The 24,826-nt window shown below is 64.7% G+C and carries 25 protein-coding genes and 1 riboswitch; of the genes, 6 read left to right on the top strand and 19 right to left on the bottom strand.

Features of this window, described 5'->3' with window-relative positions:
- Positions 1–81 precede the first annotated feature (81 nt).
- The 8 genes from G6N81_RS10740 to G6N81_RS10705 form a co-directional block, all read right to left on the bottom strand.
- The gene (locus G6N81_RS10740; protein WP_165136721.1) at positions 82–1,203 is read right to left on the bottom strand and encodes a family 43 glycosylhydrolase; all 1,122 of its coding nucleotides are present in this window, start codon (positions 1,201–1,203) and stop codon (positions 82–84) included.
- 3 nt (positions 1,204–1,206) lie between these two features.
- Complete coding sequence (locus G6N81_RS10735; protein WP_165136718.1) at positions 1,207–1,569, bottom strand: hypothetical protein; 363 nt, start codon at positions 1,567–1,569, stop codon at positions 1,207–1,209.
- A gap of 89 nt (positions 1,570–1,658) precedes the next feature.
- Positions 1,659–2,726 (bottom strand): ABC transporter permease subunit, encoded by a 1,068-nt coding sequence (locus G6N81_RS10730; protein WP_241244964.1) that lies wholly within the window; start codon positions 2,724–2,726, stop codon positions 1,659–1,661.
- Positions 2,723–3,790 carry an ABC transporter permease gene (locus tag G6N81_RS10725; RefSeq protein ID WP_165137902.1) on the bottom strand — a complete coding sequence of 356 codons (1,068 nt, stop codon included), beginning with the start codon at positions 3,788–3,790 and terminating at the stop codon, positions 2,723–2,725. Before G6N81_RS10725 ends, G6N81_RS10730 begins: the two co-directional genes overlap by 4 nt.
- Complete coding sequence (locus G6N81_RS10720; protein ID WP_165136715.1) at positions 3,790–5,337, bottom strand: sugar ABC transporter ATP-binding protein; 1,548 nt, start codon at positions 5,335–5,337, stop codon at positions 3,790–3,792. Before G6N81_RS10720 ends, G6N81_RS10725 begins: the two co-directional genes overlap by 1 nt.
- 101 nt (positions 5,338–5,438) lie before the next feature.
- Entirely contained in the window at positions 5,439–6,446 is a 1,008-nt protein-coding gene (locus G6N81_RS10715) for a substrate-binding domain-containing protein (RefSeq protein WP_165136712.1), read from the bottom strand.
- 141 nt (positions 6,447–6,587) lie between these two features.
- The gene (locus G6N81_RS10710; protein WP_241244962.1) at positions 6,588–8,126 is read right to left on the bottom strand and encodes a sugar ABC transporter ATP-binding protein; all 1,539 of its coding nucleotides are present in this window, start codon (positions 8,124–8,126) and stop codon (positions 6,588–6,590) included.
- Between the two features lie 68 nt (positions 8,127–8,194).
- The gene (locus tag G6N81_RS10705; protein ID WP_165136706.1) at positions 8,195–9,208 is read right to left on the bottom strand and encodes a LacI family DNA-binding transcriptional regulator; all 1,014 of its coding nucleotides are present in this window, start codon (positions 9,206–9,208) and stop codon (positions 8,195–8,197) included.
- Positions 9,209–9,695: 487 nt separating this feature from the next.
- Here G6N81_RS10705 and G6N81_RS10700 point away from each other — a divergent pair, with 487 nt between their 5' ends.
- From G6N81_RS10700 to G6N81_RS10690, 3 genes are read left to right on the top strand one after another with little or no spacing between them, the layout of a single operon-like run.
- The gene (locus G6N81_RS10700) at positions 9,696–10,400 is read left to right on the top strand and encodes a winged helix-turn-helix domain-containing protein (protein WP_165136703.1); all 705 of its coding nucleotides are present in this window, start codon (positions 9,696–9,698) and stop codon (positions 10,398–10,400) included.
- Positions 10,401–10,438: 38 nt separating this feature from the next.
- Complete coding sequence (locus G6N81_RS10695) at positions 10,439–11,359, top strand: DNA-3-methyladenine glycosylase family protein (RefSeq protein WP_241244961.1); 921 nt, start codon at positions 10,439–10,441, stop codon at positions 11,357–11,359.
- 31 nt (positions 11,360–11,390) lie between these two features.
- Positions 11,391–11,588, top strand: coding sequence for a hypothetical protein (locus tag G6N81_RS10690; protein WP_165136700.1), 198 nt, complete (start codon positions 11,391–11,393; stop codon positions 11,586–11,588).
- Here G6N81_RS10690 and G6N81_RS10685 read toward each other — a convergent pair.
- Genes G6N81_RS10685 through thiC form a run of 5 tightly spaced genes read right to left on the bottom strand, consistent with a single transcriptional unit; the run spans position 11,583 to position 16,517 of the window.
- Complete coding sequence (locus tag G6N81_RS10685) at positions 11,583–12,674, bottom strand: ThiF family adenylyltransferase (protein ID WP_165136697.1); 1,092 nt, start codon at positions 12,672–12,674, stop codon at positions 11,583–11,585. The genes G6N81_RS10690 and G6N81_RS10685 overlap by 6 nt on opposite strands.
- The gene (locus tag G6N81_RS10680; RefSeq protein WP_165136694.1) at positions 12,671–13,453 is read right to left on the bottom strand and encodes a thiazole synthase; all 783 of its coding nucleotides are present in this window, start codon (positions 13,451–13,453) and stop codon (positions 12,671–12,673) included. The genes G6N81_RS10685 and G6N81_RS10680 overlap by 4 nt, the downstream gene beginning before the upstream one ends.
- A 1-nt stretch (position 13,454) precedes the next feature.
- Positions 13,455–13,697, bottom strand: a complete 243-nt coding sequence (thiS, locus tag G6N81_RS10675) for a sulfur carrier protein ThiS (protein WP_165136691.1) — start codon at positions 13,695–13,697, stop codon at positions 13,455–13,457.
- Positions 13,694–14,815: an FAD-dependent oxidoreductase gene (locus G6N81_RS10670; protein ID WP_165136688.1), complete on the bottom strand. Its 1,122-nt coding sequence runs from the start codon at positions 14,813–14,815 to the stop codon at positions 13,694–13,696. Before G6N81_RS10670 ends, thiS begins: the two co-directional genes overlap by 4 nt.
- The gene (gene thiC / locus G6N81_RS10665) at positions 14,802–16,517 is read right to left on the bottom strand and encodes a phosphomethylpyrimidine synthase ThiC (RefSeq protein ID WP_165137900.1); all 1,716 of its coding nucleotides are present in this window, start codon (positions 16,515–16,517) and stop codon (positions 14,802–14,804) included. The genes G6N81_RS10670 and thiC overlap by 14 nt, the downstream gene beginning before the upstream one ends.
- Positions 16,518–16,529: 12 nt before the next feature.
- Positions 16,530–16,637: riboswitch (TPP riboswitch) on the bottom strand.
- A gap of 345 nt (positions 16,638–16,982) precedes the next feature.
- Here thiC and G6N81_RS10660 point away from each other — a divergent pair.
- Both G6N81_RS10660 and G6N81_RS10655 read left to right on the top strand, forming a co-directional pair.
- Complete coding sequence (locus tag G6N81_RS10660; protein ID WP_241244960.1) at positions 16,983–17,837, top strand: aggregation-promoting factor C-terminal-like domain-containing protein; 855 nt, start codon at positions 16,983–16,985, stop codon at positions 17,835–17,837.
- 245 nt (positions 17,838–18,082) lie between these two features.
- A complete protein-coding gene (locus G6N81_RS10655) occupies positions 18,083–18,364 on the top strand; it encodes a hypothetical protein (RefSeq protein ID WP_165136685.1) in 282 nt (93 codons plus the stop codon).
- 22 nt (positions 18,365–18,386) lie between these two features.
- Here G6N81_RS10655 and G6N81_RS10650 read toward each other — a convergent pair whose 3' ends face one another.
- The 6 genes from G6N81_RS10650 to coaBC form a co-directional block, all read right to left on the bottom strand.
- Entirely contained in the window at positions 18,387–18,614 is a 228-nt protein-coding gene (locus G6N81_RS10650; protein WP_165136682.1) for an RNA-binding S4 domain-containing protein, read from the bottom strand.
- Positions 18,615–18,733: 119 nt separating this feature from the next.
- Positions 18,734–19,492 (bottom strand): iron ABC transporter ATP-binding protein, encoded by a 759-nt coding sequence (locus tag G6N81_RS10645; protein ID WP_165136679.1) that lies wholly within the window; start codon positions 19,490–19,492, stop codon positions 18,734–18,736.
- On the bottom strand, positions 19,489–20,526 hold the full coding sequence (locus tag G6N81_RS10640; RefSeq protein WP_165136676.1) for an iron chelate uptake ABC transporter family permease subunit: 1,038 nt from the start codon (positions 20,524–20,526) through the stop codon (positions 19,489–19,491). Before G6N81_RS10640 ends, G6N81_RS10645 begins: the two co-directional genes overlap by 4 nt.
- On the bottom strand, positions 20,516–21,535 hold the full coding sequence (locus G6N81_RS10635; protein ID WP_165136673.1) for an ABC transporter permease: 1,020 nt from the start codon (positions 21,533–21,535) through the stop codon (positions 20,516–20,518). Before G6N81_RS10635 ends, G6N81_RS10640 begins: the two co-directional genes overlap by 11 nt.
- Before the next feature lie 34 nt (positions 21,536–21,569).
- Positions 21,570–22,607 (bottom strand): siderophore ABC transporter substrate-binding protein, encoded by a 1,038-nt coding sequence (locus G6N81_RS10630; RefSeq protein ID WP_165136670.1) that lies wholly within the window; start codon positions 22,605–22,607, stop codon positions 21,570–21,572.
- Positions 22,608–22,844: 237 nt separating this feature from the next.
- Complete coding sequence (gene coaBC, locus G6N81_RS10625) at positions 22,845–24,068, bottom strand: bifunctional phosphopantothenoylcysteine decarboxylase/phosphopantothenate--cysteine ligase CoaBC (protein ID WP_165136667.1); 1,224 nt, start codon at positions 24,066–24,068, stop codon at positions 22,845–22,847.
- Between the two features lie 37 nt (positions 24,069–24,105).
- On the opposite strand from coaBC, the gene G6N81_RS10620 reads away from it, so the two are divergent.
- Entirely contained in the window at positions 24,106–24,819 is a 714-nt protein-coding gene (locus G6N81_RS10620; RefSeq protein WP_165136664.1) for an NRDE family protein, read from the top strand.
- The last annotated feature ends 7 nt before the right edge of the window (positions 24,820–24,826 follow it).

Here is a 24,826-nt window from a genome sequence, read left to right as displayed (position 1 = left end):
TCTCCTTCGACATTGGGGAGAGGAAGGTTGCAGGCCGCATGGCCCGTAACCGGGGAGGGAGGGATCGGGCCCCTCCCAGGATCAACACGTCGACCGCTTTCTGACGCGAGTCGCGAACAGACTCACGCCGCCCAGCAGCATCGCCGCGAAGGCGAGGAGCGCGGCGAAGGAGGCATCGAAGCCACCCGTCGCCGCGAGATCATCGGGTGTCGCGGTCTGACTCGGGGCGGGCGCCTCCGGGTCCGCATCTCCGGCAGGAGAAACCACCGTCACGGGAACCTTCAGCTCGCCGTAGGGCGTAACCGCGATCAGCGAGTGCACGCCTGCTGTCGTGTCGGCGGGAATGTTGAGGCGCGTCGTGATGCGCCCCTCGCTGTCCGCGGACACCGTCGCCGGGTGAACCGGTGTCGAATGCAGTTCGAACCGCGCGAAGCGGTGGTAGACCATGTACCAGTCGTCTGTTCCTGGCACGTTGAGAACGGAATTGTGACCCGTTCCCAGGATGCCGAGCGAAGCGTCCTTTTGGACGATGACGCCCCGGTATGTCCACGGACCGTGCGGAGAGTCGCTCGTTGCGTAGCCGACCCGGTAATTCTCGCTTCCGGTGTCGTCAATCGAATACGTCAGGTGGTACATACCTTCGCGGTAGTTGACGAAGGTGCTCTCGCGGTAGCCGGTGAGCCCGTCCTGAACACGGATTGTTCCGGGAACAACACTCGTCATATCGTCACTGAGCTCCGCGTACACGGGGCGTCCGTTGCCCCAGTAGAGGAAGCACTTCCCCGTCTCGGGGTCGAGGAAGTCTGTCAGGTCTAGCGTTGTTCCGGAAGCAGGCGACGAGGCCGTTCCGGGACGCAGGTTGAATATCGGCGTCAGGTTTGTGCGGTCAGTTCCGGGCTCAACGGCGAAAAGCACATCGCGTTCGCCGCCGTCAATAATGGGGTCGATACGAAGAACGTCTTCCGACAGTCCGATATCACCGATGTGCGCAACCATCAGCGCTTCGTCGTACATGCGGACATCGCGAATCTGGCCCTGAAAAAGGTTGTCGGCAGCGTAGTTCGAACGCCCCAGATAGTTATGCGTCGTCGATCCGCCACCGATGTCTTTCGGAGCGATCGTCGAATCAAGGTTCTCCGCGACGAGGAGACCGTTCAAGAAGAGCCGGGATTCGCCGGCCGCACCGTCGAGCGTGTAGGTCACCGTCTACCATTCACCGCGCGGCAACGCTCGATCGGAACGCGCGTTTTCTTCGCCCTGCCAGTTGGTGAGCGTCGCAGCACCGCGGAACTGCGTGTTCCCGGTGAGGAAGAGGTATCCGTCGCCATCGTTACTGCTGGCCTCATTCCCGAGGCCGACGATGAAGTAGTTCCCGCTCTGGTCCTCGTCCAGGAGCACAACGTTGTGCGCAATCGTTCCTTCAGTTTCTGTCAGCGGATAGTGAAGAAACGGCTGAGGAGCATCATCTGCCGTCGCCGGGGATATCGCGAGCAACGATGACGCCATCACAGCGGCCGCCATCGTGAATGCGACGGCTACCGGCCGCGCTTTTCCTCGTCTGAGCGTCATTGCTCCTCCTGTCATCGTTGACAACATCAGCTACCCCGGCTCGGTCCCCAGGGGGAGCGTCGGCCCGTCACAGGGACGGGCCGACGCGGCTACGACTGCTTCCTACGCCGCGCCGTGACAGCGCGCTGGAGGAGAACGAACACGAGCAGGATTCCGCCCGTGATGATCGTGGTGAACTCGGGACGAATACCACCATCACGAGTGATCAGAACCGACATCATGCCCAGGACAAGGGCGCCGATCACGGATCCCAAGACAAACCCCGCGCCGCCCGTCAGCAGGGTTCCGCCGATCACCACGGCGGCAATCGCGTCGAGCTCCCACCCGACGCCCGTGATGTTCTGGCCGATACCAAGACGCGCCGTGTAGATCACCGCAGCCAGACCGGATAGCGCACCACTGATCACGTAGACGAGAAGGCGTGTGCGTGCAACGGGCAGGCCCATCAGCGCAGCGGAGTTCTCGTTGCCACCGATCGCGTACACGGTGCGGCCCATGCGGGTGCGGTGCAGAATCACGAACGACACGGCAACGGCAAGCAAGGCGATGATGACGCCGGGAGTGATGACGAGGTCGTTGACACCGGGACCGTCGATCAACCGAATCGGCTTCGCCAGAATGCGGATGGGCGAATCATCGTCCAGTCGTTCGGGTGTTGTCGACAGCATCGATGCCAGACCGCGAGCGAGGAACATCGTGGCGAGCGTTGCAATGAACGGCTGCACCTTGAAGATCTCCACGAGCGAGCCCGAGAGGAGACCGAATCCCGCACCGATCGCGATCATCAGCACAACGACGACCCAGGCATTCCAGCCCGTGTTCGCCAGCATCACACCGGCAACGGAGGAGAACGCAATTACCGCGCCGACGGACAGGTCGATACCGCCGGTGATGATCACGTATGTCAGGCCGACGGCGATCAGAATGAGGTGGGCGTTGTTGATGAACAGGTTGGAGATCGTGTTCATCTGCACGATGCCGCCGTACTGAATCTCGCCGAAGACGATCATTCCGACGAAAATCACGAGCGCCGCTGCGGTGGGAAGCGCCGAGGGGTTCAGCTGAAGCAGGCGTCCTGCCGACCACGCCTTCTTCTCGGTCTCTTCTGCGTGTTCCGCGAGAGCAGCCTTGTTGTCTTTCCGCGTGAGGGACATCATGCGGCACGCTCCTTCGCACGCGTCGGGACGGGTCGTCGTCGGGCCGCGAAGTACTCACGGACGCGCGTCGACTGCGCCAGACAAATGATGATGATGATCGCGGCCTTGAAAGCGGGCGTCGCCGACGACGGAATGCCGAGGAAGACGACGGTCTTGTCCAGCGTCGCGATGAGGAGGGCGCCAACGACGGCGCCGCCCAGGGAGAACTTGCCGCCGGCGAGAGCTGTTCCACCGATCACCACCGCGAGGATGGCATCGAGTTCCAGCAGATAGCCCGTCCGCGACACGTCAACGGTCATCACCGTCGCGGTGGCGAACACTCCGCCCATTCCGGCAAGAGCTCCGCTGATCGCGTACACCGTGATCAGCAGACCGCGGGGCTTGATGCCGGCCATGCGGCTGGCTGTTTCGTTGATACCGATGGCCTCGATCATGAGGCCGAGTGCAGTTTTCCGCACGATCAGGGCCACGAGGATGACGATCGCGAACGCGATGATCACGATAACGGGCAGACCGAAAACGTATCCGTTGGCAATCCAGCGGAACTGGTCGTTGGAGGCGGCCGTGTTCTGTCCGCCCGTAATGACGCGCGCGATTCCGCGACCGGCCATCATCATGATGAGCGTGGTGATGAACGGTTGCAGCCGCACGACCGCGACGAGGAATCCGTTGGCCATGCCGAGTAGGGCGCTGAGTCCGATCGCCAGCCCGAGTGCGGCGAGGGCCGCGCCCATCGAGTCGGTCTGACCGATTCCGCGCAGGACCTCCATCGACACGGCGCCGCCGACCGCCATCACGGAGCCGACCGAAAGGTCGATTCCGCTGGTGGCGATGACAAGGCACATGCCAACGGCGATCATGAGGATCGGCGCCGCGGCCCGAAGAATGTCCAAGACGTTGCCGACGAGGTTGCCGTTGACCTGGTTAACGGAGATCGCGAGATATCCCGGATCTTGAAGAACGTTGATGCACAGAAGCGCGATAATCGCGACGATTCCCCATGAATACGGCTTCTTGATAATCTCCTGCAGCGTGCTGAGCACGCCGCGTTGGCTGTCCGCCATCATGCGACGGGCTCCTTTACGGCGCCGTGATCGGCGATTGTGTCAACGATGGTCTGTGCGGTCGTCACGGATGAGGTGACGATTTCGCCAATCTTCTCGTGGTCCTTCATGACGAGAATGCGCTCGCTGAGGCGAACGACTTCTTCGAGCTCACTCGAGATGAACACGACGGAGAGCCCGTCCTTCTCGGCGCGCTCGGCGACGTACTCCTGGATCTCGGCCTTCGCGCCGATGTCGATTCCGCGCGTCGGCTCGTCAAGGATCAGGAGGTCGGGCTGCGTGGCCAGCCAGCGTCCGAGGAGGACCTTCTGCTGGTTTCCGCCCGAGAGGTTCTTGATGGGGCGTTCGGGGTCGGCCGGGCGTACGCCGAGCGCCGTGATGTACTGCTCAGCGATCTGGTCCTGCAGCTTGCGGGGAATCGGCCGCATCCAGCCCTTTTCGGCCTGCAGCGCGAGGATGATGTTCTCACGAACGGTGAGATCCCCGATGATTCCCTCATCACGACGGTTTTCCGTCGAGTAGGCGATCTTTTTCGCCAGACCAACGCCGGGAGACGAGAGGTTCACCTTGGTGCCGGCGCGCTTAATCGTGCCGGTCTCCGTCTTATCGGCGCCGTACAGAAGACGCGCGAGCTCCGTGCGGCCTGAGCCGAGGAGGCCGGCAACGCCGACAATCTCTCCGCGAGCGATGGAGACGTCCGTGGGGTTGATCGCGCCCTTGCGGGAGATTCCTGTCGCTTCGATCACGGGCACCTCCTTCGGGTCACGCGTGCTGCCGTGACCGCGACCAGCGCCGAGCGCCTGGAGCGCTTCGAGGTCCTTACCGATCATCATCGAGATCAACTCGCCGCGAGGAAGGTCGACGGTCATCCGTTCACCGATATAGGCGCCATTGCGGAGAACGGTCAGTCGGTCGCTGATCTCGTAAACCTGGTCGAGGAAGTGGGAGACGAACAAGATCGCCACTCCCTCGTCGCGCAGCTTGCGAATGACCTCGAACAGCCCCTCCACCTCGTGGGAGTCGAGGCTGGAGGTCGGCTCATCAAGAATGAGCACCTTCGGCGAGACCACCATCGAGCGTGCGATGGCGACGAGCTGCTGGAGGGCGATAGAAATGCTGGCGAGGGGACGCGTGGGGTCGAGGTGTTCCAAGCCGAGCTTTGACAGGGCCTTGCGGGCCTCGCGGTTGGTGGCCCGCCAGTTGATTCCGAGGGGACCGCGCACCTCGCGGCCCAGCATGACGTTCTCACCGATCGTGAGGTTGGTGCAGAGGTTGACCTCCTGGTACACGGTGGAAATACCCGCGTCCTGCGCGTCTCCCGTTCCGCTGAACCGGCGCTTCTCCCCAGCCACCGTGATCGTTCCCGCATCAATGCGGTAAACCCCAGTGAGGGCCTTGATGAGCGTCGATTTTCCGGCACCGTTCTCACCCATGAGCGTGTGGACCTCGCCGGGGAAGAGTCGAAAATCGACCCCGTCAAGCGCCTTCACACCCGGGAAGGTAATCTCGATGCCCGTCATCTCGACGATGGGCTGTTGTGTCGTCATGCTGTTCTCTCTCGCCGCCCCTGTGGAGTGCGTCCGATGGCCCCGGCGCCGCATCTGTCAGACGGCGCCGGGGTCAGGAGTGTTGCGTGTTCGTCCGCGGTTTAGAAGTCGCGGTCGGGAAGTGCGGCTTCTGTTGCCTCGGGGTCGTCGAACGTGGTGCTCGGGACGATGAGGTACGAGTCGACCGTTCCGCCGTCGAGGATGGTGTTGACCGCGTCGAGCGCCGTCTGTCCGACGAGCGGGTTGTACTCGGCGACGAAGCTCAGGCGGCCATCGACGAGTGCCTCAAGAGCGGCGCGCGATCCGTCGATCGTGGCGATCTTGACGTCTTCGCCGGGGACGAGACCTGCCTCTGAGACAGCCTGCGCTGCTCCGAGACCCATCTCGTCGTTCTGAGCGAAGACGAAGTCGATGCCGTTGCCCGACGAGCGCAGGACCGTCTCGAAGACGCTGCGCGCCTCGTCGGTGGACCAGTTCGCTGTCTGAGCGCCGCCGTCGATGAACTCGTCGTGACCCGAGATCGTCGCCTTCCAGCCCTCGTTGCGCTCGTTGACGACGGAAACGCCGGCAGGACCCTCGAGGACGAAGTACGTTCCGCCATCAGGGAATTCGCTGATCGCCCATTCGGCAACCGACGTCGACACGTCGACGTTGTCGGGTGCGATGCGGGTCTCGTAGAGCGACGTGTCGTCGGGCTCGATACCGCGGTCGATGAGGACGACGGGAATCTCGGCCTCCTGCGCACGGCGCAGCGAGTCTTCCCAGCCGGAGCCCTCGGTTGCCGACAGCAGGATGATGTCGACACCCTGGTCGACGAAGTCCGTGAAGGCCTGGATCTGCGAGTTCTGGTCGCCGCCCTGCGAGGGCGAGTAACGCAGGTCGAAGCCGGCGTCGGACGAGAACGTCGACTGAACGTTCTCCTCGTTTGCCTGACGCCATGCGCCTTCCGGGCCAACGGCGACGAAGCCGACCGTTACGAGATCGCCGTCACCCGAGCCGCCAGCTGCGCCGTTGTCACCATCGCCGTTGCCGCATGCTGCGACACTGAACGCGAGAGCGGCGACACCGGTGAGGGCGATTCCGCGACCGAGCCATGTGCTGTTCTTCATTGGTGCTCTCCTTCGAGACCGCCGGGTCTGCTTCGACCCGGTGCTGTGACGGACATCCCTCGTGGATGCCTCGACTACACGGATGTTACCGGGAACATTTCGCGGAACACAAGTAGCGATTTCACACGCTGTACCGATTCGCTACCGAGAGTCGGCAGCGATCATCTCGACCACGGTGTCAACAGAGATCGCGGGGCCGTTGCTGATCTCGCCGATCTTCTCGCGGTCCTTCATCACAACGATGCGGTCGCTGAGCCTGATCGTCTCTTCGATCTCACTCGAAATGAACACAACCGAAACACCATCACCGACGAGACGTGCGATATGCCTCTGCAGTTCCACCTTCGCGGCGATGTCGACACCCTTGGTCGGTTCGTCCAGCACGAGGACGCGGGGCCGGATCGCCAGCAGACGCGCCAGCATCACCTTTTGTTGGTTTCCGCCCGAGAGCGTCCGCACCGGAGCGTCGAGATCGCTTGCGCCGATCCGCAACAGGTCGACGTAGCGGCGAACAATGTCGTCCTGTTCGGCGCGCCCCACCCGCTTGCGCCACCCCCGCATGGCCTGCAGAGACAGCACGATGTTCTCGCGCACCGACATATCGAGAACGAGCCCCTCCTCCGTGCGATCCTCGGCAGACAGGGCGATGCGGTTACGGAGCGCCACGCGGGGAGAGCGCAACGAAACCACCGCGCCCGAGAAACATACCTGGCCCGTGTCGGTCAGATCTGCTCCGCCGATCAGGCGCGCGAGTTCGGTCCTCCCCGATCCGCGGAGCCCGGCGACGCCGACGATCTCCCCCTCGTACAGTTCAAGATCCACGCTGCGCAACGAGCCTCGCCGTCCGATTCCCGTTGCGAGAAGAACCGGATCACCCTCCGGCTCGACACGGTGCTCACGCCGCTCGGAGCCGATTGCCCGCAACTCCTCGATTTCGCGGCCCATCATCCGGGAGATCAAATAGGCGCGATCGGTGTCGGCCGTGACCAGCTCGTCCACCAGCCGACCGTCGCGCAGAACTGTCATACGGTCGCTGATCTCGAAAACCTGCTCGAGAAAGTGCGACACGTAGACGATCGCAACGCCCTGATCCCGCAGCCGCCTGATCACGCCGAACAGGCGAGCCACACCGGACTCTTCCAGGCTCGACGTCGGCTCGTCCAGAAGCAAAACGCGGGGCTTGTTCACCATGGCACGCGCAATCGACACTACTTGCCGGTCGGGCGGGCTCAGGGTCGACAGGGGAAGGCGGACATCGATATGCCCCAGGCCAAGCTCCGCCAGAATCTCGCGGGCACGCACCCGCGTTCGGCGCCAGCTGATGCGCCATTTTCCGCGCACCTCGTGGCCGAGCATGACGTTCTCCGCAATCGAAAGCTCGGAAACGAGCGAGACCTCTTGGAAGGCAGCGGAAATGCCGACAACGGCCGCATCGGCAGGGCCGTGAAAACGATGAGGCAGGCCGTCGACCAGAATCGCGCCCTTGGCCAGCGGCACCACGCCGGTGAGCGCCCGGATGATCGTCGACTTGCCCGCGCCGTTTTCTCCCATGAGGGCGTGGACCTCACCAGGACGGATCGTCAGATGAACGTCATCGAGCGCGTGTGTTCCGGGAAAGGACACGCTCGCGCCAATGAGTTCGACAACAGGGTCGAGGTCATTCAGGGCTCGTGCGCGCACGGCGGTGCTCCCTCGCATCGCGGGTCCGGCGTCAGGGTCGCCGGCGACACCCTCATGGTACGCACTCCTCACCGAGATCGTGGCGCCGCCGTGGATCCGCGGGCGATCAGCTCGACCGGGACAAGCGTTCGCTGCGGGATATCTTCGCCTTCCGCCGCGGCGCGCAGCGACTCGACGACGACGCGACCGAGTTCCGCAAAGTTTTGGCGAACTGTTGTCAGCGGCGGAAGCGTGTGCCTGGCGAGCTCAAGATCATCAAAACCCACGACGCTGATGTCCTCGGGTACGCGAATGCCCGCTTCGTGCAGTCCGTGCAGAATGCCCATCGCCATCTGATCATTGGCCGCAAAGATGGCCGTGTAATCCGGGATCCGGGTAAGACGGCGTGCCCAGTCATAGCCGAAGTCAGACGACCAGTCGCCAACGACGATTGGGCGTTCGCGATGTCCCCATTCCTTCATGCGCGCGTGAAAGGCGCGCTCTCGCGCACGCGCGTCGAGCCAGTCGAGCGGCCCCGCCACGTGCACAATGTCGCGGTGACCCAGGCCGACAAGATGATCGACGACGAGATCGGCGCCCGACCGCTGATCCGCTGATGCGGTCAAGAACGTCGGATCCGAATCAGCCTTCACAACGAGAACGGGAACGTCAATGCGGATGCGGCGTAGCGCGGCGACAGAGGATGATCGCGGCGCAACAACGCACAAACCGTCGATTCCCTGCGCCGTGAGCTGGCCGACAGCTTCCGCAGTTCCGAGGCCCTCTTCGCTCTGCAACGCGACCGAGGTGACGGAGTAACCGATCGCGCGCGCCGCAATTTCGACGTACCGCAGCGCGGACTCCGGCCCGGACATGGCGGCGCTTTCGATCATGACGCCGATGCGGCGCGTGCGCCGAGTGGCCAGTTCCCTCGCCGCGCTGTTCGGCCGGAAGTTGAGTTCTTCGACGACTTCCATCACGCGCTGCTTGGTGCTCTCGCGGACGGAGGGGTGTCCGCTGAGAACGCGGGAGACCGTCATGTGCGAGACGCCGACGAGGCTGGCGATGTGACGGATGTTGATCCGCTCGGGGGCATCAGCCATGCCGTCATCCCTTTTCTGCGTTGCGCCGCGACCTGGTGTAAGCGCGGATGTCGCCGTCGCGGCACCGCGACCATCACGATGTTACCGGGATCAGGAACGCGGCGCTGGCCCGGCCATCTCGCACAAGACAGCCCTATTCAATAACGCAGATCCATCATATTCTGCGCGTTGTCGCTGACACCTCGCGACATGGTTTGACACGCCGCGATACGGCAGGTAACAATTGCCAACATGACGAACATTACGCGCACTCTGTCCGCCCTGGAGGCGAACGGACTTACCGGGATCATGATGCCCGGTCGCGTTGTCATGTGCTGTCGAATGTGTCGCTGACCTCTCCGGCAGACCGCATCATGAACGGACCGTCGCCCCTTCCCGCGGCGCACCGGTCCGAGCGAGGAGCATCGCTCCCGCACGACGCGCATTGTGCGCACCTCACGACAGCAGGATCTTTTCTGATCCGCCCTCCGCAAGGACTCTTCACATCATGAACTCCCTCGCAGCACGACCTGCTCACCCCTCATCCCAGCCCGCTCAGCCCGCTCCGGCACCCCGTCCGGCGCCGCGCACAGGTCAGGGAACGGCCCTTCCTGCCGGCACCGAACCTCGTGGCTTCGCCCTCTACGTCGGACTTGATGAGGCCGCCGCGGCAACAGACGGCGTCAGCCTCAATGTCATTGTCGACGCCCTGCGCCGAACGGTGGCCGAGCTCTCGCCCCGCGCCGAGACCTATGCAACCGTCGCACTCGCGCCGCAGCAATCCGGTGGACGCGATATCGACGTGGTCCGCCTGGCGCTGAAGGAGCCCGGTGCCGTTGCCCGCGCCGCCGCTGACAAGCCCGACCACAATCGCGATCTGGGCGTGCTCGTCGACATCTCGCGCAAGCGCGTCGTCATCGACGGCGAGTCGGCTGCTCTGACGTACAAGGAGTTCGAACTGCTCCAGTACCTCGTTCTTCGCGAGGGACGGACGATCGACCGTTCCGAGCTTGTCGATTCGCTGTGGCAGGCTGACGACGGCGACGCCCCCGGTGTGCGCACAATCGATGTTCACGTGCGCCGGCTCCGCTCCAAACTGGGCCGCTTCGAAGACATCGTCCGCACCGTGCGCGGCGTCGGCTACCGTTTCGATCGCCACGCAGATGTCACGATCCGCTACGGCGCAGGCGCCCCCTCCCCCGACCGGTTCTAGCAACACCGCTGTCAGGGGCGACGACGTACCCTGACGCCGTGGACGTCTCGCCCCTTCGCACCGACTATCGGCCGCGCCGCGCGCTCGATCTCGCGGCAACGGCCGGGGTGTTTCAGCGCGGCCCCGGCGACCCGGCGCAGCGCTCGCACGCGGGAGTGATCTGGCGCGCAACGCGCACACCGCTCGGCGCGGCAACAACAGCCCTCGCGCAGCGCGCCGATGGCAGAGTCAGCATCGCCTGCTGGGGGCCAGGAGCCGAGTGGGCAATTGCACAGGCACCGGCTCTGTGCGGCGCAGAGGATCAGCCGGACCCGTTCGATGCTGCCCGGCATCCCCTGATCGACGCCACGTATCGGCGCAATCGCGGACTCCTGATCGCCCGCACCGACCTGGTCCTCGATGCCGTGGCACAGGCCATCATCGAGCAGAAGGTCACGCTGCGCCAGGCGTTCGGGGCGTGGCGCCGGCTGGTGACGAGGTTCGGCTCGCCCGCTCCGGGGCCCGTTCCCTTTCCGCTTGTCGTTCCGCCGTCCGCGTCCGGGTGGCGCCGCATTCCGTCTTGGGCGTGGCACGCCGCTGGGCTTGAACCCCCGCAGGCTCGCACCCTCGTGCAGACGGCCACGCGCGCTGACTCCCTGATCCGCGCCATCAATGCCGCGCCGCCTGACGGTCAGGACGCCATTCTCCAGTCACTCCGCGGCATTGGCGCGTGGACTTCAGCCGAGGTACGAACACGCGCGTTCGGAGACCCCGACGCCGTGGCCGTCGGTGATTTCCATCTCTCCCATCACGTGGGGTACGCGCTCACGGGTTCCCGCACCGACGATGACGGCATGCTCGCGCTCCTCGAACCGTGGCGCGGTCAACGACAACGAGTTATTCGGCTGATTCTGCGTTCGGGAGCCACCGGCCCCCGTCGCGGGCCTCGTCTCCACATCGAAGATCACCGTTCACGGTAGCCGCAGCACCAACATCGGACACAATAGACATATGTCCCGTCGCACGCGCTCGGTGCTCATCGCGGCCGGCCTTTTCGCCCTGTCGATCCTCGTCGGCGTCATTCTCGAAAGCGTCTGGCTGGGGGTCTTTCTCGGGTTGATCGTCGGCGTTGTCGCCCTGATCGGCATGCAGTCGAAAAAGGGCGGCCACCAGGGGCTAAGCGACGACGACAACGGTGCCGCGCTATGACACGCGGCAGCTCGCGCTGTGCTCCCCCCAGGCGGCAATGCCGCCCATGAGTGAACGGATCGGCGTCGCGGTAAACCGCTCGCTGAGCACCATCGCCGCACGCTCCGACCGCACCCCTGCCGCGCAGAACACCACGATGCTGCGGCCGGTCTCCACGGCATGAGCGACCTCCCGCGGAGGCGCGAAGCCCGCCTCGATGTCGCCGCTCTCCCACCGCACGGAGGGGGTAATCCGGCCCGGCTCATCCGGAGCGCGAACATCGATCACGAGTGGCGAGTGTTCCCCGGCGATCTCTTCGCGCAGCGCGGAGGCCGTGATGATTCCGGGGGCCGAAGCCACAACAGAAGGCGGACGCAGAACAATCTCGCGCCATGTGGCCGTCAGCGCATCGACGATCGCGAGACGGCCGAGCAGGGGACGGCCGGTTCCCGTGATCAGTTTGATCGCCTCTGCCGCCATCTGATTGCCGATGATGGCGCACAGCGGGCCGAAAACCCCGGCCGTTGCGCAATCGAGCGCACCGCTGGGAACGTCCGGGAACAGATCGCGGTACCGAGCGCCCCTCGCCGCCCAAAACACGCTGACCTGTCCCTCGTATCGCAAAACGGACCCCCAAACAACGGGCACACCAGCGGCAGCCGCGGCCTCGTCAACGAGATAGCGGGTCGCGAAGTTGTCGGAGCCGTCGATGACGAGGTCGTATCCGGAGAAAAGCTCGCTCGCGTTGTCCGCGACGAGGCGCACAGAATGCGTTTCGACGACAACATCGGGGTTCATCCGCCCCACTCCGTCGCGCGCCGACTCCGTCTTCAGCCGGCCGATATCGCTCACGCCGTGGAGAAGCTGCCGCTGCAGGTTGCTCGGCTCCACGCGATCGGCGTCGACAATTCCGAGCGTCCCGATTCCGGCTGCTGCGAGGCCCATCAACGCGGGAGCACCCAGTCCGCCCGCGCCGATCACGAGAACGCGGGCGGAACGCAGGCGGCTTTGCGCTGATTCCCCCATCCCCGGAAGGATGATCTGTCGCGAGTAGCGCTCCCTCTCGTGCGGAACGAGCGACCATGCGGGCTCGACAATAGCCGTCATAGCGCCGCCTGGGCGAACTCGGCCATGCCGTCGGTCGGCGACGAGGCGAACGCAAGACGGCGGCGGGGAATTCGGCCGGCGGTTGCCGCCAAGTGACCTGCTGTTACGGCATGACGGAAAGCCGTTGCCATGCGAACCGGATCATGTGCGCGGGTCACGGCGGTCGCGAGAAGAACCGCATCGCAGCCCAGTTCCATCGCCACAGCGGCGTCCGACGCCGTTCCCACGCCCGCGTCGAGAACGACGGGAACCGTGGCGCGAGACGTGATCAGTTCGATGTTGTGCGGGTTCAAAATACCCAGGCCGGTTCCGATGGGCGCCCCGAGGGGCATCACTGCGGCAACCCCCGCCTGTTCCAGGCGCAGGGCTGTGACCGGATCATCGTTCGTGTACGCGAAAACGCAGAAGCCGTCTTCCACCAGGCGCTCGGCAGCGTCCAGCAGCTCCACCGCGTCGGGAAGCAGCGTCTCATCATCGGCTACCACTTCCAGCTTGATCCAGGACGTCCCGAACGCCTCCCGCGCCAGCTGCGCTGTGAGAACCGCTTCGCGCGATGTGCGGCACCCGGCAGTGTTGGGCAGAAGCCGAATGCCCCGCTCACGAAGCAGCGCGTACAACGAGCCGTCCTCGTCAGCGCCGTACCGGCGAATCGCCACCGTCGTTATCTCTGTCCCCGACGCATCAAGTGCTTCGCCCAGAACGTCCAGGCGCGGAGCGCCGCCCGTTCCGACGATCAGACGAGACGACAGGGGAACGCCATCGATTATGAGGGGTTCCATCTCAGCCCCCCTGCGCTGCTGTGATGACCTCAACGCGGGACCCCGCCTCGAGCGCGCGAGCCGACCACTCCGTACGCGGAACGACAACGCCGTCGACGGCGACCGCGATGCCCAGCGGTTCTCCCCCGTCGCTCGGCTTTCCCTCCGCGTCGATCGTGCGTCCGGTGAGTTCGGCGACCGCGTCGGACACGGCAGCCCCTGGTGCCAGCGTGAGGGCGCTGCCGTTGACGGTGATATCGATCATGCGGTTACTCCTTCGAGAGGTCGTGTCGCAAAGCGTGCGGGCGAAAGCCGGGAGATGTCGACGATCGGCGGGGTTCCGCTCGTGATCGAACGAATGATCGCGCCAATCAGCGGAGCCAAGAGGACGCCGTTGCGATGGGTTCCCGTTGCGGCAAGCAGGCCATCGCCGAGCCGACCGACAAGAGGAAGGTGATCGCGCGTCGACGGCCGGGCGCGCGCAGTCGCCTCGATAAAGCGGTACTCCTCGACGGCAGGGACGAGCTCGATCGCATCGCGCAGCAGCGCCGCCACCCCTCCTGCCCACACCCCGGGGTCGCGATCCTCGCGCTGTGTGGCACCGATGACAACCGTGCCGTCGGGCCGCGGAACAACATAGACGGCCCTCCCGCGCACCCAGCCCCGCACCGTTCCGGAAAGGCGGGCGGCCGCGGGGGCCCGCAGGCGCAGAATGTCCCCGTGTACGGGGCGCACAGCACCCGAAAGCTCCGCGGCGCCGAAGCTTCCTGTCCCGACGGCGATAACCGTTTCGTCCGCGCGGATCTCACGACCGCTCGCGAGCCGCACGCCGCGCGTGCGCCCTGCCGCACCGCGCAGGAGGCCCTCGGCCGGCTCGCGAACGACGCGATCGCCAAGTTCCTCTCGCACAGCGGCTGCGAGAGCGCGTGGATCGACGCGGTGATCGTGCTCGGCCACAAGTGCACGCGACAGCCCCGGTGCCAGAAGGGGCTCGGTCCTTCGCGCCTGCGCCATCCCGATTCGGCGGGCTGCCCCGTTCGCCAGTGGAATCAGATCGTCCAAACGTCGCGCATCGGCGGAGTCAAAGCCAACGAGGAGCGTCGCGGAGCGCTCATAGGAACACCCCGCGGCGCCGCCGGGCAGGCCGTCGACGAACGACGGGTACTGCTCGGCGGCGACCACATGCAGCGCATGGGCCACGGCTTCGGTGTGCTCCAGCTCTCCGAAGGGGCTGAGCATACCGGCCGCGGCATACGTCGCCCCGGAGCCGGGATCGGGGTCGACGAGAGCCACGCGGGCTCCCCCGCGCGCGCAGCTCGCCGCTACCGCCGACCCAACGATTCCGGCGCCGACGACAGCGACGTCAACGTCAGACGCGAACACGGGGCTCGTCGAGATAGACCGTGGCTCCCGATGCCACGAACTCCTCCGACTTGCGCCGCATCTCGACGATCGCTTCCTGTTCTTCCGCGTTACCGAAGCGATCACGGATGTCCTGGGAAATACGCATCGAGCAGAACTTCGGCCCGCACATCGAGCAGAAGTGCGCCGTTTTCGCCGGCTCGGCGGGCAGCGTCTCGTCGTGGAAGTCCTCCGCCGTGTCGGGGTCGAGTGACAGCGCGAACTGGTCACGCCACCGGAACTCGAACCGCGCCTTCGACAGGGCGTCGTCGCGCTCGTGAGCGCCGGGGTGGCCCTTCGCAAGATCAGCGGCGTGAGCGGCGATCTTGTACGTGATCACACCCGTTTTCACGTCGTCGCGGTTGGGAAGGCCGAGGTGTTCCTTCGGCGTGACGTAGCAGAGCATCGCCGTTCCATAGCGGGCAATTTCCGTGGCGCCGATGGCGGACGTGATGTGGTCATAGCCGGGAGCGACATCGGTGACGAGCGGACCAAGCGTATAGAAGGGGGCACCGGAGCACAGCTCCTGCTGACGCTCAACGTTTTCACGAACCAGGTGCAGCGGCACGTGACCGGGGCCCTCCACCATGACCTGAACGTCGTACTCCCAGGCGCGGTGCGTGAGTTCGGCAAGCGTGTCGAGCTCGGCGAACTGTGCCTCGTCGTTGGCGTCAGCCGTTGAGCCGGGGCGCAGCCCGTCACCGAGCGAGAACGACACGTCGTACCGCGCGAAGATCTCGCACAGCTCATCGAAGTGCGTGTACAGGAAGTTCTCCTGGTGGTGCGCGAGGCACCAGCCCGCCATGATCGAACCGCCGCGCGAGACGATGCCGGTGACGCGCTCTGCGGTGAGGGGCACATAACGCAGCAAAACGCCCGCGTGGATCGTCATATAGTCGACGCCCTGCTCGCACTGCTCGATCACCGTGTCGCGGAAGATCTCCCACGTGAGGCGGTGCGCTTCTCCATCGACCTTTTCGAGCGCCTGGTAGATCGGAACCGTGCCGATCGGAACGGGCGAGTTGCGCACGATCCACTCTCGCGTCGTGTGGATGTCGTCACCCGTAGACAGGTCCATCACGGTGTCGGCGCCCCAGGTGGTCGCCCAGCTGAGCTTGTCGACCTCTTCAGCGATCGAACTGGTGACGGCAGAGTTTCCGATGTTGGCGTTGATCTTCACCAGGAACGCCTTGCCGATGATCATCGGCTCGGCCTCGGGGTGATTCACGTTGAGGGGAATGATCGCGCGCCCCGCGGCCAGCTCGCTGCGCACGAGCTCGACATCGCACCCCTCTCGGAGGGCGACGTAGCGCATTTCCTGGGTGATGATTCCCTGACGTGCGTAGTGCATCTGGGTAACGGTGCGGCCGTCAAGGGAGCGGCGAGGCCGGAACGTTTCGCCCTGCCACTCGGCAGAAGCGGCGCCGCGCCGGGCCGCGGATCGGCCATCGTCCTGCAAGTTGCGTGGCCGGCCGTCGTACTCTTCTGTGTCGCCGCGCTCACGAATCCAGGCTTCGCGTTCACGGGAGATTCCCCGCACGGGGTCCCCACCCGGCCCCTCGGTGCGATAGGTGTCGAACGGAGCGTTCTCCTCGCCATTCGGCGAGTTCGTGAGAGCGATACGGGTGACCGGCACCCGGATGTCGTTCTCGTCGTCGTGCAGATAGGCGACCGAATGGGTCATTTCACGGGTGCGCAAATTATCGCTCCTACTTCCTACGTCGGCATGATCCGAACAGGTTCGACGGTCGCGGGCAGCGTTAGCCCGATCTCAGCCCCTGCTGGGACTCCCGTGTGGACGCCGATCACGTTAGCAGGAACTGTCGTCCTCCCCCACATTCACCTCTCTCGCAGAGAACTCAGAGGCACGTGTCGTTATCGCGTCGTTACCAAAGGAGGTGACCCTCCGCGATCGCCGTCATCCCGCGGATCACACGCTGGGAGCCCTCTTCCCAGGTTCGAGCCTCCGCACAATGCTCGACACCCCGTTTTCACCCCGAAACAGGTGTTTTCTTCGCGCACGTTCAGTTTCGATGCGCATCGTCGTAGGCCGGTGCCGACAGGCCCATTCTCCCCACGACGAGACGCGCGACGCGTCTCCTCCGCGGAACCCGATCCGCACGACGACGCTTTGGATAAAACACCCTCCATGACTTCGCACGACACTCCTCCCCTGCTCACGCCCTACCCCCGGCCCAGCCACCTTCGCCTGCTCCGCAAGGAGCGCGAAGTACGCCGGAGTCGCATCACCATCGCTGCTGTTCTGACCCTCGGCGTTATCGCCGCCGGAACCGGAACGGCATTCGCGACAACGGGCGCGGCGTCGTCAGGGCGGAGTGTTACGGCGACCGTCGCGCTTGCCGACAGCGCCACCGCGGCGCACGCGGAAGCCTCCATCGCCCAGGCGAAGGAACTCCTCGAACGCGCGGATGATTCCGTTGAGACGGATGAGCTGACCGCCGTCGTCAGCTACCTCGAGGACGCAGCAGGCATGCCGGCAGTCGTTGCCCAGAGCGTCACCTCTGACGCTGCCGCCGTAATCGCCAGCGTCTCCGAAGAGGTTGAGGCGGCGGAAGCAGAGCAGGCTCGCCTCGCAGAAGAGGCCCGCAAAAAAAAGGAAGCGGAAGAGGCCGCGGCGAAGAAGAAGGCCGAAGAAGAGGCAGCGGCTGCGGCGGAGGCCCTCGCCGCCGCCAACACTCCCGACGGAGCGCGGGCGGTTGCCCGCACAATTGCCGCGGACACCTACGGCTGGGGCGAAGACCAGTTCCAGTGCCTCGACCAGCTCTGGATGAAGGAATCCGGCTGGAACTATCAGGCGCAGAATCCCTCGAGTGGGGCCTACGGAATTCCACAGTCGCTGCCCGGAAACAAGATGGCGTCCATCGCGGACGACTGGGCCACCAACGCGACAACGCAGATCACCTGGGGCCTGGAATACATCTCGTCCGTGTACGGAGCACCGTGCGGCGCATGGGGGCACTCGCAGGCGGTCAACTGGTATTGATCCGTCACGGAAAACCATCAGTGGGGCTCGGCACAGTGCCGGGCCCTGCCTGACTACCCGGACGCCGCAGCACTGGCGGGGGCGACGCTGGCACGAGACCATGTCCAGGCCGAGCGTAGGACGAACACCAAGAGCAGCACCTCGACTCCGATGGCCAGGCCGGAGTAGAAGGCCCATTCCCAAGACTCGCCTACCGCGTTGAACACCGAGTACGGGATGAGGAGCGTTGCGACGACGGACTCAGCATGCGCCGACTCGCTGGTGTGTTGGGCGCGGGCGCAATGTCGCTCTATCACTACGTGGCGAACAAGGACGAGCTGCTGGATGCCATGATCGACCTCGTCTTCGAAGAGATCGAACTCCCGCCCGAGGACGTCTATCTGCCCCAGCTTCCTCCTGAGGAGTTCCCGTATCTCAATGAGTCCGCCGCGGAGCTCACCGCCGCCGGCTATGACCCGGCAGAGGAGTTCATCTTCGGCCTTGACCTCGTGCTAGCCGCCCTCGAACCCCTGAGGTCCGAGCCGTAGGACGACCCCCGCCGCGCTGAACCTAGGGCCGAACGCGAACCGTACGTCCCTCGAACGTGACGAGGTCGCCGTTGTGTAGCTGGCGTCCTCTCCGGCGCTCTTCCTCACCGTTCACGCTCACATAGCCGTCGATGATGGCCTCCTTGGCGTTGCCTCCGGAATCGAGCAAGCCGGAGAACTTGAGGAACTGTCCGAGACGGATGACCTCGCCGGCGATGGAGACGTCTTCGATCGGATCAGTGTTCGTCATGGTTGAATGCTAGCCGTCAATGACCGAGGTGAGAGCTGGTCGCGCACGACGACAGTGATGCGCTCCGGCCGACCACTCCCCCGGTGAGGCTCGACGCAATGCCGGGCCCCACCGGTGTTTTAGGAGTAGTACAGCGCGACGGGCTTATCGTCGATCTGCCGGACATCCACCTCGGTGCTGTAGACCTCGCGCAGCACATCGGAGCGCATGATCTCGTCGCGTCCGGCGTCGGCCAGGATGCGGCCATCGCGCATCGCGACGATACGGTCGCTGTAGGTTGATGCGAAATTGATGTCGTGCAAAACGATGACAACGCGTTTTCCCAGGTCATCCGCCATCTTGCGCACAAGCTTCATGATCTCGGTCATGTGGCGTAGATCCAGGTTGTTCAGCGGTTCGTCGAGCAACACATACTTCGTGTCCTGTGCCAGCACCATGGCGATAAAGGCACGCTGCCGCTGTCCGCCCGAGAGCTCATCAAGAAAGCGATTCCGGAACGGCTCCAGTTCGAGATACCGAATCGCCTCCTCGATCTTGTGATGATCAATCACGTCGAGACGACCCTGCGAGTGCGGAAAACGGCCGAACTCGACAAGGTCGCTGACCGTGAGACGCGAGGCAATGACATTGTCCTGGCGCAACACGGCAATCGTCTTCGCGAGTTGTTTCGAGGAGGCCCTCTTAACGTCCATTCCGTCGAGAGAGACCGTCCCCTCGTCCGCGGAGAGAAGGCGTCCGACGAGGCCGAAGAGAGTCGACTTTCCCGCCCCATTCGGGCCGATAAGGGAGGTCACTCCCTCTTCGCCGAAGGAAATTGTCACGTTGTCTAGCACCGTGCTGCGCCCGTAGCGCTTGGTGACACCCAGGAGGTCGATCATCGAGCTCCCTTTCTGAGAACGAGGAACAGGAAGAAGATTCCGCCGACGAATTCGATCACCATCGACAGCGTTCCCTGGAATCCCAGGAGTTGCTCGATGACCACCTGCCCGCCGAGGAGACAGAGGATGCCGAGGAGAACAGCGATGGGCAGCGTCCACTCATGGCGGAAAGTTCCGGCGTAGGAGTAGGCCAGGTTCGCCACGATCAGGCCGAAAAACAAAATGGGCCCGACAAGCGCGGTCGATGCCGCCACCATCACCGACACAACGAAGAAGAGCGTCATAACAACGCGGCGATGGTTCACACCCAGTCCCACCGCAACGGGCTCCCCCAGCGAGAGGACGTCGAGTGTGCGCAGCAGGGGCACGAGGACAACGACGCCTCCCAGCACAATGACGGCGGTGAACATCAGAAGCGTCGGGTTGGGGCGTGTGAGCGACGCGAACATCTGATCCGTCACGATCTGAAATTCGACGGGATCGAGCATCCGCTGCATCCACTCGGTGAGGCTGCGGAAGAACGTGCCGAGGACAAGGCCAACCAGCAGCATCAGGTGAATCGATCGCCGCTTTCCCGTGAACAGCCAGGTAAAGAGGAAAACACTGAACGACACCATGACGCCCACCTGGATCAGCCACATCATCACGCTGTCAGCGCGCAGGAAGCCCGCCGTTCCGAAGAGGAACACGGTGAGCGTGACGATGAGCCCGTAGAACGAGTCGAAGCCCATAATCGACGGCGTCAGAATGCGGTTCTGCGTGATGGTGTGAAAGACGACGGTGGATGTTCCCACGGCGATCGCCACGATCACCATGGCCGCAATCGTCAGGCTGCGGATCTTCACGGCGAAGGCGAGCGAACCCGGAACGTCGTGCAGCAGATAAAACGCGGCGAGCGCGAGGATCACGACGCCGAGAAGGGCGATGCGAACGATGGGGCGGGCCCACAGCGCTCGCACGCGGCCGGGGCGCGTGAAAGGGGGGCGCGGCGCGGATTCCTCCGGCCGAACGACGGAAAGCGTCTCAGTGGGCATGTCCCCTCCTTCGCAGCAGAAGCCAGAGGAACAGGCCCGCTCCGATGACGCCGACGACGACCGAGAGCGGGATCTCGTAGGGGAAACGAACAAGACGAGCGATGATGTCGCACGCCAGCACGAAGACTGCCCCCAGTCCCGCAACCCACGGGATTGATCGCCGAACGTTGTCGCCGATGATGATGCTGACCACGTTGGGGACCACGAGGCCGAGGAACGGCAGAATTCCCGCTGTCACGAGAACGCACGCGGTAATCACGGCGATAATCACCATGCCGACGCCGACGATGCGGCGATAGTTCAGGCCGAGGTTGGTCGCGAAGTCCTCCCCCAGGCCGATCACGCTGAAGCGATCGGCCGCAATCCAGGCGATGACGACCATGAGCGCCGCGATCCACACGAACTCGTATCGCCCGCGCATCACCGTCGCGAACGACCCCTGTTGCCACTGCATGAGTGCCTGCAGCAGATCGAGGCGATAGGCGAAGAACGCCGTCACGGCGCCGACGACACCGCCGAGCATAATGCCAACCAGTGGCACGAGCACGAGGTGGCGAACGGGCACGTTCCGGATGATGCGCAGGAACACCCACGTGCCGAACAGGGCGCACGCGGCAACGATGAACATCCGCGGCAGAACCGGCATCCCGGGCCAGAACACGAGGGCGCCGAGCATTCCCAGCGCGCCGAACTCGGTCACCCCTGTTGTCGATGGCTCGACGAACTTGTTGCGCACCAGCATCTGCATGATCAGGCCTGCGATGCCGAGCGAAGCACCGACCAGCAGAAGGGCGATGGTGCGCGGGATACGGCTTGCCGCCAGCAGAAAGGACGCGTTGCTCTCGGCGTCAAAGATCCCCGCGATGCTGACATCGCTGGACGCTCCGACAAAGAGGCTCACCACGGACAGGACCACGAGGAGGGCACCGATAACCACCCCCACCCAGGTACGCCGGGGGCGTACCTGGGTGGGGGTGGTCGGCGCGGCCGCCTCGGTTACGACGGCCATACAACAACCCGCATGAGGGAAGAGATCGCGGCGGTTAGGAGGTGATCGACAGGATGTCGTCGATCATGATCTGCGTCGTCTCGATGCCGCCGAACACGATGTACCACGCGGCCGGGTCGAGGGACACGATCTGGTCGTTCTTCCATGCCGTCGTCTGGTGCACGATCTCGTTGTCGAGAACGACATCAGCCATCGCGTCGCCGTCGCTGCCGGCTACGGCGTTGCGGTCAAGCACGAAGAGATAGTCGGGGTCCTGCTCCAGGAGGAACTCGAACGACACCGGCTCACCGTGCGTCGCCGAGCGAATGTCGGCGTGAACGGGCTCAACGCCGAAGACGTCGTAGACTAGCCCGCCGCGCAGAACAGGGCCGGAGAAGTCGCCGCTAGAGGGGGCGAGCGCCGTGATGCTGTCACCAGCGGTCATGATCGCCAGGCCCGTTCCGATGCCCTCGGTCGCCTCGCGTGCCTCGGCGATGCCGCCCTGCAGCTCAGCGAGCGCTTCCGCGGCCGCGTCCTCCTGGCCAAGAATCTCGCCGAAGAGCGTCACGCTGCGTTCGAGCTGATCCTCAAAGGGTCCGTTCGCCGTCAGGTCGATGACGTTCGGGGTGATCTGCGTGAGCGCCTCGTACTGCGTCGAGGAACGTCCGGCGATGATGATGAGGTCGGGCTGAATCGCCTCGATTGCCAGCAGATCTGCCTCGAACAGCGTTCCCGCGTTGATGGCGTCGTCGACGAGGTAGTCGCTGAGGTAGTCCGGGACGCTGTCGAGCGGCGCTCCGGCGGCCTCGCCGCCCAGGTTGCCCCAGGTGTCGAGGGAGGCCATGTCGAAGATGACAACGTTCTCGGGGTTCTTGGGAACCTCGACCGTCTTTTCCTCGAAGTCGGGGTCGTCCGGGTCGCCAACAGCGGCATCGAACGTGAACGACACCGTCTCCTCCGTCTGGGTGGCATCACCAGCAGCACCCGACTCGGCCGAAGCGTCGCCGTCCGCAGCCGAGGACGAACACCCCGCCAAGACGAGAGTGGACGCCGCGATGAGCGACAGTGCGGAGAGCGGACGGATCGTGGGCATAGAGGGGCTCCTCGACATGACTGAGGGCGCACGTTTCGGCGCGCGCTCATCGGTATAGGGGGTCCGGATGATGACGCCCCACTCCGTCATGGGTAGGTAAGGCGAACCTCACCCGGCTTTGGGTAGGTTAGCCTAACTTTCCTCGCTTCGTCCACCTGGCCGACCTCGTTTGCCGCGCACGGCACTTCGCCGTTTCCGCGTGTTTTCCGCCCGGACCGGGGCGAAGAGCGCCCCGAATCAGGGTGCGCTGATGTGCCCGAGAATAACGGCAACGAGCGCGTCTGCCGTTTCGCGCTTCGTCCCGGCGACATCAGCCACGACCTCGTCATCGACGTCGATCACGATCAGGTGGTTGTCGTCCTGCTCAAAACCGCGGCTCCACCCGACCTCATTCGCCGCCAGCAGATCGGCGCCCTTGCGGCGACGTTTCGCGACCGCACGTTGCACGAGGGTCTCACCCTCAGAGGGCGTCTCCGCGGCGAAGCCCACGAGCGTCTGACCCGCTGAGCGGCGCTCGACAAGACCGGCCAGAATGTCTGGTGTTTCGACCAGCTCCAGACGCAGAACGGGTGCGTCGGCTGATTCCTTGGTGATCTTGGTGGCAGACTTCTGCGGCGTCCGGTAGTCGGCAACAGCAGCGGCCATCACGATAACGCCCGCATCCGGACCGTATTCGCGGACGGCGTGCTCAAGGTCCTCCGCCGAGGGCGTCTCGACAATGCGGATCCGCGGGTCTCGTTGCGCGGGAGCAAGAATCTGTTGAGAAATGTTGGCCGCCAGCAGGGTCACATTGGCGCCATGCCGCGCTGCGGCGAGCGCCACCTCTACTCCCTGCTTGCCGCTGGACCGGTTGCCGATGAAGCGAACGGGGTCAAGGGGCTCGCGCGTCCCTCCGGCGGACACGAGCCAGTGCTGGCCGATCGCCTCCCCCGTTCCGCGCAGCAGCTCACGCGTGACGGACTCATGGATGAGCTCAGGCTCCGCCATGCGCCCCTGGCCGCTATCGCCTCCCGTCAGTTCACCCGACACGGGGCCGATCATGTGCACACCGCGCGAGATCAGCGTTTCGACATTGGCCTGTGTAGCGGGATGTTGCCACATCTCGGTGTGCATCGCGGGAGCGATGAGAACCGGCGCCCGGGTGGCGAGCAGCGTGGTGCCGAGCAGATCCTCCGCGATTCCCGCCGCCATTTTCGCCATCGTGTTGGCCGTAGCGGGCGCAATCACCACAAGATCGGCGCGCTGTCCAAGAGACACATGCCGCACGCTCGCAACATCATCATGGACGCTCGTTGTTACCGGGTTCCGGCTGATCGCTTCCCACGTGGGAAGGCCAACAAACCGCAGGGCGTCGTCTGTTGGCACGACGTGCACATCGTGCCCGTCCTTGACCAGGAGGCGCACGAGCTGAACGGACTTATAGGCGGCGATCCCGCCGGTCACACCCACCACAACGAACATGACTCCATCCTTGCAGGACAGCCGTAGGCTGGGAGCGATGTGCACCGTCATTCTTCGTGTCCCCGATCGCCATGGCGACGCGATCCGCCTGCTCGCCGTGCGCGACGAAGACCCCGCTCGTCCGTGGAACCCTCTGGGCCCCTGGTGGCAGGACCTTCCCGGGGTGACGGGCGTACAGGATCGCCGGGCGGGAGGAGCCTGGTTGGCCACGCACTCCGGCAGCGGAAGGTTGGCGGTTCTGCTCAATCGTCCCGGCGAACCGCGGCTTCCCGCCGCGAACATCCTGTCTCGCGGAAGCCTGCCGTTGGAGGCTGTTGCTGGCCGCGACCTGCCCCGGGTTCCTCACACACGGGGCTTCAATCTGGTCAGCGTCGCTGATGGCGCCGCCACGCTAACCACCTGGGATGGCGAGACGCTCTCCCGCACCCCGATCGCCCCGGGCACCCACATGATCGCGCACGATGATCTCGACGATCCGCGCACGGCGCGGATCACCGCATGGCTTGCCGAGTTCCGCGACGCCGCGCTCGGAGATGGCCCGGACTGGTTCCTCCCTTGGACCGAGGTGCTCGCGCGCACAACAACGACCCGGCCAACGGACGACAGAGCGATCATCCGCGATAACCGCCCCTTCGGCATACCCACCCTGTCGACCCTCGCGTGCGTGGCCGACATCCGCGCAGACCGGGTTGACACCCGCTACGCCGAGCTCCGCGTCCCCGGCGCATGGGATCCTCTCGACTTCACGTGATGACATC

Source organism: Microbacterium amylolyticum (assembly GCF_011046975.1).
Classification (GTDB): domain Bacteria; phylum Actinomycetota; class Actinomycetes; order Actinomycetales; family Microbacteriaceae; genus Microbacterium; species Microbacterium amylolyticum.
Note: the sequence above shows the minus strand (reverse complement) of the source record. Positions and strands in the feature narration are given on the sequence as shown.